17 protein-coding genes are annotated in these 16,189 nt (G+C 64.9%); 9 read left to right on the top strand and 8 right to left on the bottom strand.

Features of this window, described 5'->3' with window-relative positions; genetic code table 11:
* The first annotated feature begins 3 nt into the window (after positions 1-3).
* From KW830_RS17415 to KW830_RS17405, 3 genes are all read left to right on the top strand, one after another.
* Complete coding sequence (locus KW830_RS17415) at positions 4-492, top strand: DUF2214 domain-containing protein (RefSeq protein ID WP_218333867.1); 489 nt, start codon at positions 4-6, stop codon at positions 490-492.
* 81 nt (positions 493-573) lie between these two features.
* Entirely contained in the window at positions 574-1,080 is a 507-nt protein-coding gene (locus KW830_RS17410; RefSeq protein ID WP_218333866.1) for a GNAT family N-acetyltransferase, read from the top strand.
* A gap of 37 nt (positions 1,081-1,117) precedes the next feature.
* Positions 1,118-1,528: a VOC family protein gene (locus KW830_RS17405; RefSeq protein WP_218333865.1), complete on the top strand. Its 411-nt coding sequence runs from the start codon at positions 1,118-1,120 to the stop codon at positions 1,526-1,528.
* 126 nt (positions 1,529-1,654) lie between these two features.
* Here KW830_RS17405 and KW830_RS17400 read toward each other — a convergent pair whose 3' ends face one another.
* The 4 genes from KW830_RS17400 to KW830_RS17385 form a co-directional block, all read right to left on the bottom strand.
* Positions 1,655-2,239 carry a hypothetical protein gene (locus tag KW830_RS17400; protein WP_218333864.1) on the bottom strand — a complete coding sequence of 195 codons (585 nt, stop codon included), beginning with the start codon at positions 2,237-2,239 and terminating at the stop codon, positions 1,655-1,657.
* Positions 2,239-2,997 (bottom strand): C39 family peptidase, encoded by a 759-nt coding sequence (locus KW830_RS17395; RefSeq protein WP_083520415.1) that lies wholly within the window; start codon positions 2,995-2,997, stop codon positions 2,239-2,241. The genes KW830_RS17400 and KW830_RS17395 overlap by 1 nt, the downstream gene beginning before the upstream one ends.
* Positions 2,998-3,069: 72 nt before the next feature.
* Positions 3,070-3,438 (bottom strand): hypothetical protein, encoded by a 369-nt coding sequence (locus KW830_RS17390; RefSeq protein WP_225608562.1) that lies wholly within the window; start codon positions 3,436-3,438, stop codon positions 3,070-3,072.
* Between the two features lie 95 nt (positions 3,439-3,533).
* A complete protein-coding gene (locus KW830_RS17385) occupies positions 3,534-4,703 on the bottom strand; it encodes a hypothetical protein (protein WP_083520395.1) in 1,170 nt (389 codons plus the stop codon).
* A 628-nt stretch (positions 4,704-5,331) separates the two neighbouring features.
* Between KW830_RS17385 and KW830_RS17380 the strand changes: the two genes are divergently transcribed.
* From KW830_RS17380 to murI, 6 genes are all read left to right on the top strand, one after another.
* On the top strand, positions 5,332-6,756 hold the full coding sequence (locus tag KW830_RS17380; protein WP_218333863.1) for an acetate kinase: 1,425 nt from the start codon (positions 5,332-5,334) through the stop codon (positions 6,754-6,756).
* A gap of 10 nt (positions 6,757-6,766) precedes the next feature.
* Positions 6,767-8,140 (top strand): sigma-54-dependent Fis family transcriptional regulator, encoded by a 1,374-nt coding sequence (locus KW830_RS17375; protein WP_218333862.1) that lies wholly within the window; start codon positions 6,767-6,769, stop codon positions 8,138-8,140.
* A gap of 228 nt (positions 8,141-8,368) precedes the next feature.
* Entirely contained in the window at positions 8,369-8,965 is a 597-nt protein-coding gene (locus KW830_RS17370) for a hypothetical protein (protein WP_218333861.1), read from the top strand.
* A gap of 159 nt (positions 8,966-9,124) precedes the next feature.
* On the top strand, positions 9,125-9,655 hold the full coding sequence (locus KW830_RS17365; RefSeq protein WP_225608561.1) for a hypothetical protein: 531 nt from the start codon (positions 9,125-9,127) through the stop codon (positions 9,653-9,655).
* Between the two features lie 10 nt (positions 9,656-9,665).
* Positions 9,666-10,247, top strand: coding sequence for a GNAT family N-acetyltransferase (locus tag KW830_RS17360; protein ID WP_066535602.1), 582 nt, complete (start codon positions 9,666-9,668; stop codon positions 10,245-10,247).
* 142 nt (positions 10,248-10,389) lie between these two features.
* Positions 10,390-11,304 carry a glutamate racemase gene (gene murI, locus KW830_RS17355; RefSeq protein ID WP_218333860.1) on the top strand — a complete coding sequence of 305 codons (915 nt, stop codon included), beginning with the start codon at positions 10,390-10,392 and terminating at the stop codon, positions 11,302-11,304.
* Positions 11,305-11,451: 147 nt separating this feature from the next.
* Here murI and KW830_RS17350 read toward each other — a convergent pair whose 3' ends face one another.
* The 4 genes from KW830_RS17350 to leuA form a co-directional block, all read right to left on the bottom strand.
* Positions 11,452-11,997, bottom strand: coding sequence for a M48 family metallopeptidase (locus KW830_RS17350; RefSeq protein ID WP_066535606.1), 546 nt, complete (start codon positions 11,995-11,997; stop codon positions 11,452-11,454).
* Positions 11,998-12,076: 79 nt separating this feature from the next.
* Positions 12,077-12,712: a DUF6806 family protein gene (locus KW830_RS17345; RefSeq protein WP_066535611.1), complete on the bottom strand. Its 636-nt coding sequence runs from the start codon at positions 12,710-12,712 to the stop codon at positions 12,077-12,079.
* Positions 12,713-13,047: 335 nt separating this feature from the next.
* Positions 13,048-14,178 carry a D-alanyl-D-alanine endopeptidase gene (gene pbpG / locus KW830_RS17340; RefSeq protein WP_066535617.1) on the bottom strand — a complete coding sequence of 377 codons (1,131 nt, stop codon included), beginning with the start codon at positions 14,176-14,178 and terminating at the stop codon, positions 13,048-13,050.
* A gap of 269 nt (positions 14,179-14,447) precedes the next feature.
* Positions 14,448-16,115, bottom strand: a complete 1,668-nt coding sequence (gene leuA / locus KW830_RS17335) for a 2-isopropylmalate synthase (protein WP_066535620.1) — start codon at positions 16,113-16,115, stop codon at positions 14,448-14,450.
* Positions 16,116-16,189: the final 74 nt, after the last annotated feature.

The raw sequence follows: 16,189 nt of genomic DNA, 5'->3' as shown, positions 1-16,189 counted from the left end.
CCCATGCCCCCGGCATTGCTGCAGGTCCTGGAGGCGCTGTCCCTGTGGCCTGGCGCACGCTGGCTGCAGGCATCTGGCACGGCCTATCTGTGGATGAATGCCGCCCACATCCTGGGCCTGGGCTTGCTGGTGGGCGCCATCGTGCCGCTGGATCTGCGCCTGCTGGGGCTGTGGCGCCAGGTGCCCTTGGCTGCATTGCGGCCGGTATTGCAGCCCATGGCCGCCCTGGGCCTGGCGCTGGCGCTGCTGACCGGTCTGTGGCTGTTCAGCGTGCGCCCGGTGGATTACGCCTTCAACACCGCTTTCCAATGCAAGCTGGCCTTGCTGGTGCTGGCCCTGGGCAATATCGCCTGGCAGCATGGGGCGGTCGGCTGGTCGGCCCGCGCGCAGCACGCTGCGGCGCCCTCCGCGGCGGTGCGCTGCCGTGCAGCCCTGTCGTTGCTGCTGTGGCTGGCCATGGTGCTGGCGGGCCGCTGGATCGGCTTTCTCTGAGCCGCCGCCCCCTGCTGGGCGGCACAATGCACGCTTGGTTCTCTGCCACGCTCCACCGCATTCATTGCCTTGCGTTTTGCCATGCCCCGTTTTTCCATCCGCTCCGAAACTGCCGCTGATGTGGACGCCATCGACCGCATCACCCGTGCCGCGTTCCAGCACCACCCGCACAGCGACCAGACCGAGCACCTGATCATTGCGCGCCTGCGCGCGGCGGGGGCGCTCACGCTGTCGCTGGTGGCAGAGCAGAATGGGCAGATGATCGGTCATGCGGCCTTTTCGCCGGTCACTTTTTCGGACGGCAGTGCGGGCTGGTACGGCATGGGACCGATCGCGGTCGCGCCCCGGCACCAAGGCCAGGGAGTAGGCTCTGCCCTGGTGCAGCAAGGGCTGGAGCTGCTGCGTGCCCGGGGTGCTGCCGGCTGCGTGGTGCTGGGAGAGCCTGCCTACTACGGCCGCTTTGGCTTTGCCCACCGTGCAGAGTGCGTTTTTTCCGGCGTCCCCGCGCCCTACTTCCAGGTGCTGGCTTTCGGGAACAGCAAGGCATCGGGCGAGGTCGCCTACCATGTGGCATTCGGCCCCCACTGAACCGGGGCACAACGACCACACCATGCAGGAACACACCATGCAGCTGGGATACACCATCATCTACGTGCCCGATGTGGCCACCTCACTCGATTTCTGGCAGCGGGCCTTCGGCCTGCGCCTGCGCTTTGTGCACGATTCCGGCACCTATGGCGAGCTGGACACCGGCGCCACCACCCTGGCCTTTGCCGCCCATGCGCTCGGGGACAGCAACTTCCCGGGCGGCCATGTGGCAGCCCACTCGTCCCCTCAGCCCCTGGGGTTTGAAATTGCGCTGGTCACGGCCGATGTGGCGGGCGCCCATGCACAGGCCCTGACCGCAGGTGCCGCTGAACTGTCGCCGCCCACAGCCAAGCCCTGGGGGCAGACCGTGTCCTATGTGCGCTGTCCGGACGGCACGCTGGTGGAGCTGTGCACACCGGTGGCGAGCGGCAACGCCGAGCAGGCGTAGCGATACCCCCTGGCCTGCCTGCGGACCTGATGCCAGACGCGGCTTGCGGGCAGGAAGGCAGGACCTTGTACATGGCACGGACCCGGCCAGCACCGGGCGCGCGCAGCTCCGGTGCCATCAGTACCCTCAGCGCATGCCGCCCACTGCCCCCATGCTGTCACGCAGCGTCTGCTGCCACTGGCCAGCACGCAGCAACCCCATGCCGTTGGAGCTCGCATCGATGGTGGTCAGCTGCTGGATGCGCTGGCCGCTCAGGCTGTTCTGGATCACCGTCCCCGCTCCCGCTCCAGCAATCTGGCTGACCAGCGCACTGCCATCGGCCGGGCTCTGGATCGCGCCAAAACGGTTACCAGGGCCGTTTTGCACCACCGTCAAGGTATTCAACCGCTCGCGCAAGGTGGCGGCCTGGGCGGAGGTGAGCTGGTTCAGCTGGGTCAGCGAGATCGCGGTCTGGGTCACCAGCTGGCCGTTGATGTAGGTGGCTTGCTGGATGCCCAGCGAGACCATCAGCCCGCCGCCCACATCGAAACCGCCCCGCATGCGTTCCAGCTGCGCGTCGGGCACCGTGTGCCAGATCTGCTCTCCCGCCCTGGAGGGCCCGGCAGATGCCCGCACCGTGGTTTCCGGAATTTCCTGGGCCGGCAGCGCAGGTGCGGCCGCCGCCAGCACCAAGCTGGCCACGCACCATGCAGGAAGGTGTTGGAGGGACATCAGAAGTCTCCCACGCCATGCTTGGGCAAGGTGATGGCGCTCAGGCTGTCGCGGCTGAGGCCCTGCGCCAGCGGACTGCGCGGCGCCACCTGCCAGTCCTGCGCCAGATTGAACTGACCCTGGCCGATCCGGTTGTGGATCACGAACAGCAGGCGACTGGGCCACACGGCGTCAAACTGCGTGCGCGACATGGCGCGCGTCCCCTGGGCGGGGTCGCCCAGCAGCACACGGTCTTTTTCCAGCCCCTTGACCACCACGAAGTGCTGGTAGCCGTTTTCATTGATCAGCACAATGGCCGGCGTACGCGCTTCGGCCAGCTTTTCCAGCCCCAGGGCAAAGCCATCGGCCTGCATGCCCCATTGCGCCAGATAGCGCTTCATGTCCAGCAGCGAAAAGCCTTCCTTCTGAATCTTGGCCTGGTCTCCCGTCGCAAACATGTACTCGAACACCGCCTGCTCGGTGGTGGCCATGCCGTAATGGTGGGTCAGCAAGGTGGCCAGGGCCGCCGAGCCACAGCTGAAGTCGTACTGCTGGATCAGTGTGCGGGCCAGGCGGCCATCCCGCAAACTGGTGATGGGCAGGCGCACGCTGCCTTGGCCCAGCGATGCAAAGTAGGCGTAGCCCTGGCCGGCGTCAGCAGGCGCAGCGACGGCAGGCTCGGCCGCCTGCGCCGTCCCTGCGGCAATCAGGCCGCAAGCCAGCCCCAGCCCCCGGCGGAAGCCGCGAAAACCCGGCGCCTGCTGCCCCGCGCGCAGCATGGCCAGGAAGAACAACGAGGATGGTGCGGGCATGGCAAGCTCCCCCGGTAATGAAAGCGCAGTGCGCGCGGTTCACTGCATTTGCAAATTGACGATGACGGCGTTCTGGATCAGCACATTGGCGCCCGAGTTCTGGATCACCACCGGCAGGCCGGTCATCTGATCGAAGGAACCGGCTTCGATGGCGTTGCTGCCGGTGATCACGTTCTGGGCACTGTTGCCACTGGTGGTCCCGGTCAATGTCATCTGGTTTTCGGTGTGAAAAGATCCACCGCGCGCATCGGCCAGCTGGCTGGCTGGCACGGGCGTGCCGAACGCCGACTCCGCGGCGGACGCACCCACGACCGCCAAAGGCTCTGCCCCTGCGGGCAATGCCGTCACTCCATACAGCAGCAGGCTGCAGACCCATGGCCAGCACCGGTGCGAAATCGAGACCCACATGGCGGCTCCTTTCACTGGGGACAGAGTGTCGAACTGCCGCAACACGCCCCTGAAATGGCCGCCAGGCCATCTCAGGGGGTTGCAGCCGCTGCGCGTTAACGACCCACGGCCAGATTGGCCTGGACGTTCACACTTTGCTGCACCATGGAAGACAGACCGCTGTTCTGGCTGGCGATCATGATGCCGGCGGCCGACTGGCCGACGCTGGTCATGGTGTTGGCCATGCTGAAGGTGCCGGCGTTCACGCGGTTGGTGCCGCCTGCGCCGCCGGAGCCGCCTGCGCCGGTGCCGCCGGTGCCGCCATGGGCGGTGTTGGTGGCGCTGCCTGCACCACCTGTGCCGCCCGTGCCGTTGCCGCCATTGCCGCCGTTGCCTGCGGTGGCCGAGCCATTGCTGGCACTGCCCGAGGTCGCACTGCCATTGGTGGCGCTGCCACCGGCACCACCGCTACCGCTGCCTGCAGTACGGGTGCCTTCCCCACCGGTGCTGATGGGCGAGCCGCCACCGGCCGTGGCCGAGCCTGCGCCACCCGATGCTGCACCACTGGAGTTGTCGGCCGCACCACCCGTACCCAACAGGCCACCGCTGCCACCCGTGGCGCCAGCGCTGCTGCCAGCACCGCCGCCGCCAGCACCGGCTGTGGTCGTGGTGGAAGCGGGACCGCCGCTGTTGGCGCCGCCTGCTCCGCCGCCATTGCCCGAAGCACCGTTGCCGGCTCTCGCACCCTGGTTGTTGGCGGCGCCTGCGGAGCTGCTGCCGTTGGACGCACTGCCGCCCGTGGCACCCACCGCACCGTTGCCGGTACCGCCGGAGCCGCCCTGGCCGTTACCGGCTGCCGTTCCTCCGGAGCCCGCACCACCTGTGCCGCCGTTGCCGGTACCGCCATTGGCATTGCCTGCATTGGTCGCCCAGTTGCCGATATTGCTGATGGCATTGCCGGACACATAGCCGGTCAGGTTGCTGCTGGCCACGGCCGTGGTGACATTGAACGCGTTGCTGAAGTTGCCGGTGGCGCCGTTGTTCAGCGCGACAGAACGCGCAGCACTGGCGGTGGCAGCGCCGGAGTTCTTGTTGATGCTGTTGTCTGGAGTGCGCGTGGTGGTGGTGGTGGTTGCGGTGTTGGTGGTGCTGGAGTAGTCCTCATTCATCGTGCTGTTCGATGTGTTGTTGCCCAGCACCGTATCCTGATCCGTGGTGTTGGCCATGACCGCGCCGCTGGCACCCAGCAGCACAGCCACAGCAGTGGCCATAAGTGTCTTTTGCATACGTCCTCCGAAATAGGGAAAAAGGAATGAAAACCGACTAGGAGTGATTTGCGCAGGCGCAGATCGAAGGTCGCTTAGCAGCTTCTATGCCAGTACTCACTGCGCTGAAATTGCTTGTATAGCCTGATGCAGGTTCGATCTTTTTTGTTTCTGGTTGTAGAAGATTCCCGCACCCACAACAGCCTTCCACAAGGGCGCGCACCACCGTTCCGGTCTGTCACATGGGTGTGACATGGCATGCCAGCCACCCGACTTTTCCTGCATGCCAATGGCATGGCACAGCACCCCGCACGGCCCGCATTCAGCCCATGCATTTCCCTTTATGGATACGCCATATCGATAGGAAAATCACATAAACCACACCGTCACGTGCATGTGACATCCGACCTGCGCTGGGCCCGAAATTGCGCTTCTCAGGAGCCCTCGCCAGGCCCCGGTGCTGCACGGCTGCGACACCGCGGTGCAGCATGCAAAGATTTCCTGAACACCCGTTACGTTCGCTTGCAGCAGGCAGCTTGCCGCTTGTCGGGACGTCTTCCACACTGCCTTCGAAATGCCTGGACGGAAAAGGCGGTGGCCGCTGCACAAGGCATCCGAGCAAGTCGATTGCGTACCGAGGAGACAATCCATGCCGAGCCTGCATTCCGCGCTGAAACCGCGCATCTACGGTGCGGCATGTCTGCTGCCGCTGCTGAGTCTGGCGCCGGGATACACCCTGGCACAAAGCACCGATGCACCGGCATCCTCCACGTCTGAAAACTTCAGCAAACCACGTGCCACCAAAAGCCGCGCGCCTGCACCGACACGTGCTCCGACACTGACGCAGCAGGTGCAGTTGCTGCAGTCACGGCTGGAGGCACAGGCACAGGAAATCCAGGCCTTGCGCGAACGACTGGACACACAAGTTTCCCAGCACGATGAGCTGCAGCGCCAGATGCAGGCCCAGCAAGGCGGCGCCACCGCGGTCGCCGAGGGCGGTTACCGGTCGCCATCGGCAGCCAATGCGGTACCTGCCGCCACCGCCGCCGTCGGCATGGCACCACCCGATCCCGGGGGCCGCGCCGTGCGGGTGGGCACTGCGCCACCGGAGCCAGAAGCGCCGCTGCAGGTGGCCCAGATCTTCGAGCAGCCCGGCATCCTGACCCAACCCGGCCACTACGTGCTGGAGCCCTCGGTCCAATACGGCTACTCCTCCAGCAACCGGGTGGCGTTGGTGGGCTATACCGTGATTCCCGCTCTGCTGATTGGCCTGGTCGATGTGCGTGAAGTCAAACGCAATACGCTGACCATGGCGCTGACGGGCCGCTTCGGTCTGACCAAGCGCCTGGAAGGCGAAATCCGCATCCCCTATGTGTCGCGGCGCGATGACTCCATCAGCCGCGAAATCTTCACCGGCTCCGCGTCGGAACGCGCGTTCAGCAACCGTGGCAACGCCATCGGCGACGTGGAACTGGCACTGCGCTACCAGTTGAACGAACCGCAGGCCAACAAGCCCTATCTGATCGCCGGCCTGCGCTTCAAGACCCGCACCGGCAAAGACCCCTTCGATGTAGTGACCGACTGCGTCACCCGCTGCATCGGCAACACCACCGGTACCGGCATGCCGCTGGAGCTGCCCACGGGCTCCGGCTTCAACTCCCTGCAGACCAGCCTGACCTGGCTGCTGCCATCGGACCCCGCCGTGTTCTTCGGCAGCGTCAGCTACACGCACAACTTCGGGCGCAGCGGCGTCTCGCGCACCGTGCTCAATGGCGAGAAGGAATACATCGGTTCGGTCAAGCCCGGCGATGTGCTGGGCATCAACTTCGGCATGGGCCTGGCGCTCAATGATCGCTCGTCCTTCAGCCTGGGGGTGGAGCTGAACACCGTGGGCCGCACCAAGCAAAACGGCACAGCCCTGGCCAATGCCGTGCGCATCCAGCTGGCCTCGCTGCTGCTGGGCTATTCCTACCGCTACAGCCCACGCACCACGATCAATGTATCGGTGGGCGCAGGCCTGACCCGCGACACCCCCGACCTGTCCCTGAGCGTACGCGTGCCCATGTCGTTTTAAGTGATGGAGCATGCAGGTTAAAAAAGTTCTTACCCTGACCTGGGGACTGCCCGACCCGTCCCCGCTGCTGTGTGCACTGCACCATCTGGGATGGGAGGCTGTCTGGGTCAGCAATGCGTCCGATGCCCGGCAGGCGCTGGCGCAGCAGCCCATCCAGGCGGGGCTGCTGCTGCTCGGCCCGCACACCGGCAGCAGCACAGGGCATGGCCCGCTGTCCTGGACGCATCTGGAATCGGCCGTCACCAGCATCCAGCGCCTGCAGCCGCTGGAATGGGTGGCCTTGTGCGATGCCAGCGCACTGGAATCGGCCGCGTTGCGCACCCTGCTGCTGGAGAGCTTTTTCGACTACCAGCTGACGCCCCCCAACTGGACCGAAGTGGCCCGCGTGCTGGACTACCTGTACCGCCGCAGCGAGCTGCGGCGCAGCCTGCAAGCACCATCCACGCCCGCCGCCGGGGAAGCCACGCTGGGAATGGTCGGCCACAGCGCCGTGCTGGCACAGCTGCGCCTCAAGCTGCGCAAGGTGGCCGCCAACCATGCACCGGTGCTGATCAGCGGCGAAAGCGGCAGTGGCAAGGAGCTTGCAGCACGTGCCATCCACGACAGCTCCGACCGCTGCACCGCCCCCTTTGTGGCGGTGAACTGCGCGGCCATTGCCCCCTCCTTGATCCAGTCCGAACTGTTTGGCTACGAAAAAGGGGCCTTCACCGGAGCCACGGCCCGCAAGCAGGGGCTGATCGAAGCGGCCCATGGCGGCACCCTGTTTCTGGACGAGATCGGTGATCTGTCGCTGGAGCTGCAAGCCAATCTGTTGCGCTTCCTGCAGGAACGCAGCATCTACCGCGTGGGAGGCTTGAACAGCGTGGCGGTGGACGCCCGCGTGGTGGCCGCCACCCATGTGCAGTTGCAGCATGCGGTGAGCCAGGGGCGCTTTCGGGAAGACCTGTTCTACCGCCTGAATGTGCTGCCCATCGATGTGCCACCGCTGCGCGCACGGAGGGAAGATGTGGTGGTGCTGGCCCAGCATTTTTTTGCGCTGTGCGGTGGCCACAGCAGCACCCGCCTGCATGGGTTTGCCCAGAACGCACTGGCCGCCATGGCGGCGTACGACTGGCCCGGCAATGTGCGGGAGCTGTACAACCGCGTGCAGCGCGCGGTGGTGATGAGCGACAGCCGCTGGATCAGTGCCGCCGATCTGGGCCTGTCCACCCCGGAACCGCTGGTGGGCATTGGCCTGGAAAATGCCCGCACCCAGGCAGAGCGTGAAATCATCCAGAGCACGCTGACCAAAGCCGGCCACAACATCACCCAGGCGGCGCGCGATCTGGGCGTATCGCGCATGACGCTGTACCGACTGATGGACAAGCACGGCATCGTGATCTGATGCACCCATGCAGGTCATGCTGATCTCGCAGGTCATACCGAGGTTCCTGAGCGCCTTCCGACATGGCTGTGCACCGCTGCGGCTTCCCCGCTGTTCCGACTCGGTCCATTCCTCAGTGGCGCACGCCCCCTGTTCAGGCGGGCGAGCGCCGGGTCTGGGCCTTGGCTGCTGGATAATAAAACCATAGCATCTGCTTGGTAGCGCACAGCATAGAGAGGCATTTTTGGCATGAGACACGGACTCTGGGCCCCCGGAACCCCCACGCGGCAGAGATGGCTGATCGGTGTGTTCCTGCTGGTGATGCTCAGTGCCCTCATCCCCATTTTCTCGCGCAGCTTTGTGCCCGCCTCCGGCTGGTCGCGCACCGCCTTGCTGCTGGCCGTGCTGTGCACCAGCGCGGCATGCGGTCTGCTGTGGTACTGGTTCCGGCTAGGTCTGTGGACGCCTGCGGGCCCTTGGCTCAGCTACAGCCCCGTCAAGCGCTGGACCATGGCCCCGTTGTGTGTGGGATTCTTTCTGTTGGTGCTGTGGCTGGATCTGGCCATGACGGCCCCTATGCTGCTGACCCGCTGGACCGGTGAGGAAGCCAGCCGCAGCACACAGGTTCAGAAAAAGCGTGGCTCCGGCCGCCGCAGCTGCCACCACCAGCTGCAGCTGGCCGACACCCGTTTCTGGCTGTTCGAGTTCTGCGTGGACAGCGATGCATTCGACCAGTTGCCCGAAGGGCCGCTGCCCGCCATGGTGCTCAGCCGCCGCACCGCCCTGGGGGACTATGTCTATGCCGTGCGGCTGCACGCACCGGAACACCCCGACAGCGCTCCCTAGGCCGCAGCCACATGCATGTGGCGTGGAGCGTCATGCCGCATACTCGGACGCTCCACCTGTTTTGATCTTTTTCGGGCGCATGCCGGCCGCGCAGACCGCGCTGGCGGCAATGGCAGCACTGCCGGCACCATCCCAACCCGTTTGTCCTCTCACTGTTCCATGCATGTTTTTCTGTGGCCCTTGATGGCCTTGTCCGCCACCGGCTTGGTACTGAGCTTTTCCCTGCACCTGGCCGCCTGGACAGGCCACATGCCCGGGCTGCTCCAGCCCCTGGCCCGGGAACATGCAAAGTTGCTGATCGGCGGCATGTTTGCGGCCTGGGTTCCGGCGGTGCTGATTGCCCAGCGCATCAGCCCCGGTGGGCGCAAGCAGTTTTCGTGGCAGCGGGTGCTGGCGGGCTGCCCGTTGTGGATGCGTGTCGCCATTGGCCTGCTGTTCGCCTATGCCTTTGCCAACTTCTTTGTCAGCATTGCAAAGGACAAGACATCCGAATGGGGCAGTCTGCGCGCTTTCACCGGCCATGGCATGCTGTTCTATGCCGTGGCGCTGTGCATCTTCTATTCCGCCTGGCGCATGCCGCACCTGCTGCGGCTGCGCCAGTGCCCTCTCGGCCATGCCGTCGACCACCAGCACCAGTTCTGCCCCAGCTGCGGCGCCAGCGTGCCAGACGATCCCGACACCCCGACGTAAGCCTTGCCCCATGCCACCGCACACTGCCCGCTTTGCCCAACAGCCCCAGGTCCTGCTGACCGCACGCCTGCGGCTGCGCCCCTGGCAACCGGCTGACTGGCCGGCCTTTGCGGCGCTGACGGCCGATGCCGAGGTGATGCGCCACTTTCCTTCCCCTTTGAGCACCGCGCAAAGCAATGCCCTGGCCGATGAGATCAACCGGCGCATCGCGCGCCAGGGTTGGGGCTTCTGGGCCGTCGAGCACCTGGAGACGCGCCAGTTCATCGGTTTTGTGGGACTGAACGTTCCCAGCGCAGACCTGCCTTTTGCGCCCTGCGTGGAAATCGGCTGGCGCCTGGCCCGCCCCTGGTGGGGCCAAGGCCTGGCCGCTGAGGCCGCCCGCGCCGTACTGGACTTTGCCTTTGGCCCATTGCACCTGCCCGAGGTGGTGGCCTTCACCACCATCGGCAACCAGCGCTCGCAGGCGCTGATGCAACGCCTGGGCATGCAGCGCGATGCCGCCACGTTCGAACACCCGGCCCTGGCGATAGGCCACCCGCTGCGCACCCATGTGCTGTACCGGCTGCAGGCACCGGGCAGCGGTCCGCGGTAAGCGCACGCCAGCACCCACTCACCACCCGCAGGCCAGACATAGTCCGCCCTGCGCACCGGCCCATGGGCCAGCCTTGTCTTCATCCCCCTCGGCAAGCGTGCATACTGCCGTGTTCCGAACGCCACGCACACCGTCCCCCACCATGGTCTCCTCCCCGCTTTCCACCTCCCCCGCCCCCATCGGTGTGTTCGACAGCGGCATTGGCGGCCTCAGCGTGCTGCAGGCCTTGCGCCATGAGCTGCCCCACGAACAGTTCGTCTACCTGGCCGACAGCGGCAATGCCCCCTACGGCGAGCGCGGCGATGCCTTTGTCATCGCCCGCACCCGCACCGTGGCGCAGCACATGCGGCGGCATTACGGCATCAAGGCGCTGGTGATAGCCTGCAACACCGCCACGGCGGCTGCGGTGGAGCTGCTGCGCGCCGAAATGCCCGATCTGCCGTTGATTGGGGTGGAGCCGGCCCTCAAGCCCGCCTCGCTGTCCAGCCAGACCCACCAGGTGGGGGTGATCGCCACGCGCGGCACCGTCAACAGCCAGCGCTTTGCCCGCCTAGTGGCCGAACACGGCGGCCGCGCCCAGTTCCATGTGCAGGCCTGCGACGGTCTGGCCCGCGCGATCGAAGTGAGCACGGAAGCACCGCCCCCCGAAGATGCCAGCGCCACCGAGATCAGAGCCCTGTGCGCGCGCTACACCGGCGCCCTCGGCACCTTTGGCGTCAAGACCGGGCAGATCGACACCCTGGTGCTGGGCTGTACCCATTACATCTTTGCCAAGGACGATCTGCGCGCCCTGCTGGGGCCCGAGGTGCAGCTGGTGGACACCGGCGCCCCCGTGGCACGGCAGACCCGCCGCATCCTGGCCCAGGCCGGCACGCTGGCACCGGGGCCGGCCAGCGCCCACCCCGATGCACTGGCCGGCCCCGCGCAGATCCAGCTGATGACCACCGGCCAGCTGGGTGCACTGCAGTCCGCTGCCCTGCGCTGGCTGGACCTGCCGGCCCACTGCTGCCGCACGGTCGATGTGCCGCTGCATACGCAGCCCCTGCCGACGCGCTGAGTGATGGCCCTGCCGGCGGAGGGCACACGCCTGTAGTGAAGATTCAGGCTGTCGATGGCCTGCAGCAGGCCCCACACGCCACGCCGTCCATGGCGCCAGCCCGGACTGCGGCATGCACCGCGGCATCAGGTGCTGGAACGGCTGCGATCAAGCCAGGTCGGTTTCTCCACCCCACAGCTTGTCACCGCCCACCTCCACATGGCTGAGATAGACACGCACCTCGAATTCGTACTGGTGGTAGTTCGGCTCCATGTAGGTGCACAGCTTGTAGAAGGCCTTGTCATGGTCCAGCTCGCGCAAGTGGGCCAACTCGTGCACGGTGATCATGCGCAGAAAGGCCTCGGGAGCCTGGCGGAACAGCGCGGCGATGCGGATTTCATGGCGGGTATTCAACCGGCTGCCTTGCACCACGGAGCGGCGCGTGTGCGTGCCGAGTGCATTGCGCACGATGTGCACCTTGTTGTCGTACACCACCTTGTGGATGGTGCCGGCCTTGCGCAGATGGTCATTCTTCAGATCGTCCACATAGCCATACAAGGCCTTGTCGGTACGCAGCTGGTGGGCGTGCGGATGCCGGCGCAGCAACCAGTCGCGCACGCCCTGGGGCTGGGCCATCAACGCACGCACCTGGTCCTGCAGCGTCGCCGGGTAGGCCGACAGATAGGGCAAGGGAGTGAATGCGGAAGTGGTCATCTCACAAACGGCCACCGGCTGTAGGGCACCTGGTACAGGCGCCATGCAGCCGGTGGATCCAAGACAAAAAAACGAAAGATCAGTGCAGGTGGCGCGGACGGCGGCCGTTGCCACCATGACCGCCTGCGGCGCCCCCGCTGCCAGGGCCGCGCGGTGGCTTGCCTAGCTCCAGCGAGTTCACCAAGCTGTCAAAGCGCTGCGTGAACAGCTTGTCGATCTCGCCCACTACGCCGCCCAGCTCGCTGGCGTCAAAGTGGCGCTCCATCATGTTGATCACGTCCTGCACCAGCAGATCGCGCTGCACCTGCATGATGGCGGCCGGGTTGGGGCCGACGAACAGCATCACGAAGTCGTCGCGCGACTGGGTGCCGGGCGCCTCTTCCTCTTCGTCGAACTCGGCGTCATAGAACGTCACCTCGATGGCTGCGCCCTGCTCGGCCAGCTCGTTCAGGCCCATGCACATATCGTCCAGCGCCTGGCGGAAATCCTCGTCACCCGACACCGTCCAGCACATCTGCAGCACATGCTCCTTGGCATTGAACTGGATGCCGGGCTCCTCGTCATAGGAACTGCTGGCGCCATCGGTCAGCGAGCGTGCGCCGGCATAGGCCCACAGCGGCTTGAGCGCTTCTTGCAGCTGCTCGAATGTGACATCGGCACGCACCACCACCTGGCCGTGGACGTGAATTTCAAAAGGGGCGTTGTAGCTTGTCATGTTCGGTCCGTGTTGGCCCCGGCGCGGACGCCGGGGATGGGCATGCAGGACGGCTTGTTCGTCTGGTTGTGTGCCTGCAGCGCACTAATGCCCTATTTTCGCACGCTCGCCCGCACCTGCGGGTGGTGGTGGTAAGTGCACGGGCAGGCTGTGCATCCCTTTGAACGCCCCCACACTCCCAAATCAAGAGCAGCCAACCACCTCATGGATTGGGGTAAAGGCCGAATCGGGCAGCAACACAACGCTCTCCAGTACCGTTGTGCAGCGCACAAAAAAGGGACCTTGCGGTCCCTTTTCGGAGGAGCTACCCGTGCACTGCAGCACGGGCGCCTGGCTCAGCCCTTGATGTGGGCGGCCGTGGTGGTGCGTGCTGCGTGGGGGCCCATGGACTCCACCCAGCTGCGCACGCGCTCGGCGTCGCCCAGGCGGCTGAAACGGCCGGCCGAATCCAGGAACACCATGATCAGCTTGCGCCCCGAGACCCTGGCCTGCATCACCAGGCAGCGGCCCGCTTCCGAGATGTAACCGGTCTTTTGCAGACCGATGTCCCAGTTGTCGCTCTTGACCAGGCGGTTGGTATTGTTGAACTGCATCATGCGGTTGCCCACCGCCACCTCGAAACCGGGCGACGTGGACAGCTCGCGCAGCAGCGGATCGGCATGGGCCACATTCACCAGCACGGCCAGATCATGGGCACTGGACTGGTTGCTGCTGGACAGGCCGGTCGGCTCGATATAGCGGGTATCGTTCATGCCCAGCAGCTTGGCCTTGGCATTCATCTGGCGCACAAAAGCCTGCAGGCCACCGGGATAGCTGCGGCCCAGGGCATGGGCAGCGCGGTTTTCGCTGGACATCAGCGCCAGGTGCATCATCTCGCCACGCGTCAGCGTGGTGCCCACCCGCAGGCGGGAGCTGCTGTGCTTTTCGGTGTCCACATCATCCTGGGTGATGGTGATCTGCTCGTCCATGGGCAGCTTGGCTTCGGAGATCAGCAAGCCCGTCATCAGCTTGGTCAGCGAGGCAATGGGCAGCACCGCATGGTCGTTCTTGCTCAGCAGCACTTCCTTGGTGTCCTGGTCCACCACCAGGGCCACACTGGACTTCAGGTCCAGTGGATCGTTCACCATGTGCAGGCCGGCAATCTGGCCAAAGGAAGGACGGGCCACTGCGGCGGCCGTGGCCACGGCAGCCGTCGCGGCAGCGGCACGCACCGGGGCCTTGGCGCTGCGGGCGACCTTGCCACGCGGAGCAGCTTTGGCCACCACGGCCTTCTGGCGTTCGACCTTGACCACCACACGCTTGCGGGGCTCGTCCTTGGCTGCGGCGCGCTTGGAAGCCGTAGTAGACACTTGCTTCTTGGCAGGCTGTTTGCTGGGGGCCGCCTGTACGGACAACGCACAGGAAATGGTGAGAAAAGCCAGTGCTTGGGCAATACGGCCGTGTGCGGATCGGCTGGGGGGATGCATTCAATGCTCCAGGCGGCTAAGAAATTGGGATGCTGCAGCGCAAAAATACAAGTAAATCAGTAACTTGCACTCAAGTCCGCATGACGTTTATCAAATTATATTCTTGGTACAAATTTTTGCATCCTGTTTTTTTGTAAAACCGAAGCGCACACTTCGCATACAGACTGGTTGCCCACGTAAAAAAGCCCTGCCAGGCAAAAATGGCAGGGCTTGACAGAGGGTTATAGACCACTGGCCATTCCCTCCGTCCGGGGCCCATCTCAACAGGATCAGGCGGCCACAGGCTGCCCTTGGGGGGCACGGCGCAGGCCCGACAGAATGGCGCGGATCGAGGCGGAAACAATGTTGGCATCCTTGCCCACGCCGTGCACCACCTCGGAGTCATCCACCCGCACTTCCACATAGGCAATGGCCTGGGCATTGGCACCCTCACCCACAGCGTGTTCGCTGTAGTTCAGCACGCGCACGGAACGGCCCACGGCATTGCTCAGTGCCTGCACAAAGGCATCGATCGGGCCGGTGCCTTCACCTTCCAGCTCCAGGCGCTGGCCTTCCCAGTCCATAGCGGCCGACAGGGTCACCACACCATCGTCTTCCTGCAGCCGGTACTGGGGGGTACGGAAATCGCCCAGACCGTATTCACGCTGGAACAGCGACCACAGGTCGGCAGCGGTGAGTTCCTTGCCCGAAGCGTCCATCTCGCGCTGCACCACCTGGCTGAATTCGATCTGCAGGCGGCGGGGCAATTGCAGGCCGTATTCGCTTTCGAGCAGGTAAGCGATGCCGCCCTTGCCCGACTGGCTGTTCACGCGGATCACGGCTTCGTAGCTGCGGCCCAGGTCCTTGGGGTCGATGGGCAGATAAGGCATGTCCCAGATCTCGCCATCCCGGTATGCGGCGAACGCTTTCTTGATGGCATCCTGGTGCGAGCCCGAGAACGAGGTGTAGACCAGATCGCCCACATACGGGTGGCGTGGGTGCACGGGAAGCTGGTTGCAGTGCTCCACCGTGGCGCGGATGCCGTCGATGTCGGAGAAATCCAGCCCCGGGTTCACACCCTGGATGTACATATTCAGGGCCACATTCACCACGTCCAGGTTGCCGGTGCGCTCGCCATTGCCGAACAGGCAGCCTTCCAGGCGATCCGCACCCGCCATCAGGGCCAGTTCCGCCGTGGCGGTGCCGGTACCGCGGTCATTGTGCGGGTGTACCGACAGCACCACGCTGTCGCGGCGCTCGATGTGGCGGTGCGTCCACTCCACCATGTCGGCAAAGATATTGGGCGTGGAGTGCTCTACCGTGGTCGGCAGGTTGATGATGCACTTGTTCTGCGGTGTGGGCTTCCACACGGCGGTCACGGCATCGATCACGCGCTTGGAGAATTCCAGCTCGGTGTCCGAATACATCTCGGGCGAGTACTGGAAGGTCCACTTCGTCTGGGGGTAGGTGGCGGCAATGTCCGAGAACATCTGCGCATTGGTGGTGGCCAGTTCGACGATTTCGTCTTCGCTCATGTTCAGCACCACACGGCGCATCACGGGGGCCGTGGCGTTGTAGAGGTGGACGATGGCACGGGGCACGCCTTCCAGCGCTTCAAAGGTGCGGCGCACCAGGTGTTCACGCGCCTGGGTCAGCACCTGCACGGTGACGTCATCGGGGATGCGGTTTTCCTCGATGAGCTTGCGCATGAAGTCGAATTCGATCTGCGAAGCCGAAGGGAAGCCCACTTCGATTTCCTTGAAGCCGATTTTCACCAGCTGTTCGAACATGCGGATCTTGCGTTCGATGTCCATGGGCTCAATCAGCGCCTGGTTGCCATCACGCAGGTCCACGCTGCACCAGACCGGTGGCTTGGAGATCACCGCATCAGGCCATGTGCGGCCGGTCAAGCGCACGGGAGCGAAGGGGCGGTATTTGGTGGCGGGATTCTGCAACATCGAAGAGATCTTTCTTTAGTGACTCAAGAAAAGTGGCCTGCTTCCCAGCGACTTCAAAAAACAAAACGGCCCGT

Source organism: Comamonas sp. CMM03 (assembly GCF_019218715.1).
Lineage (GTDB): Bacteria > Pseudomonadota > Gammaproteobacteria > Burkholderiales > Burkholderiaceae_C > Comamonas > Comamonas terrigena.
This window is presented reverse-complemented; position numbering and strand designations above follow the sequence as displayed.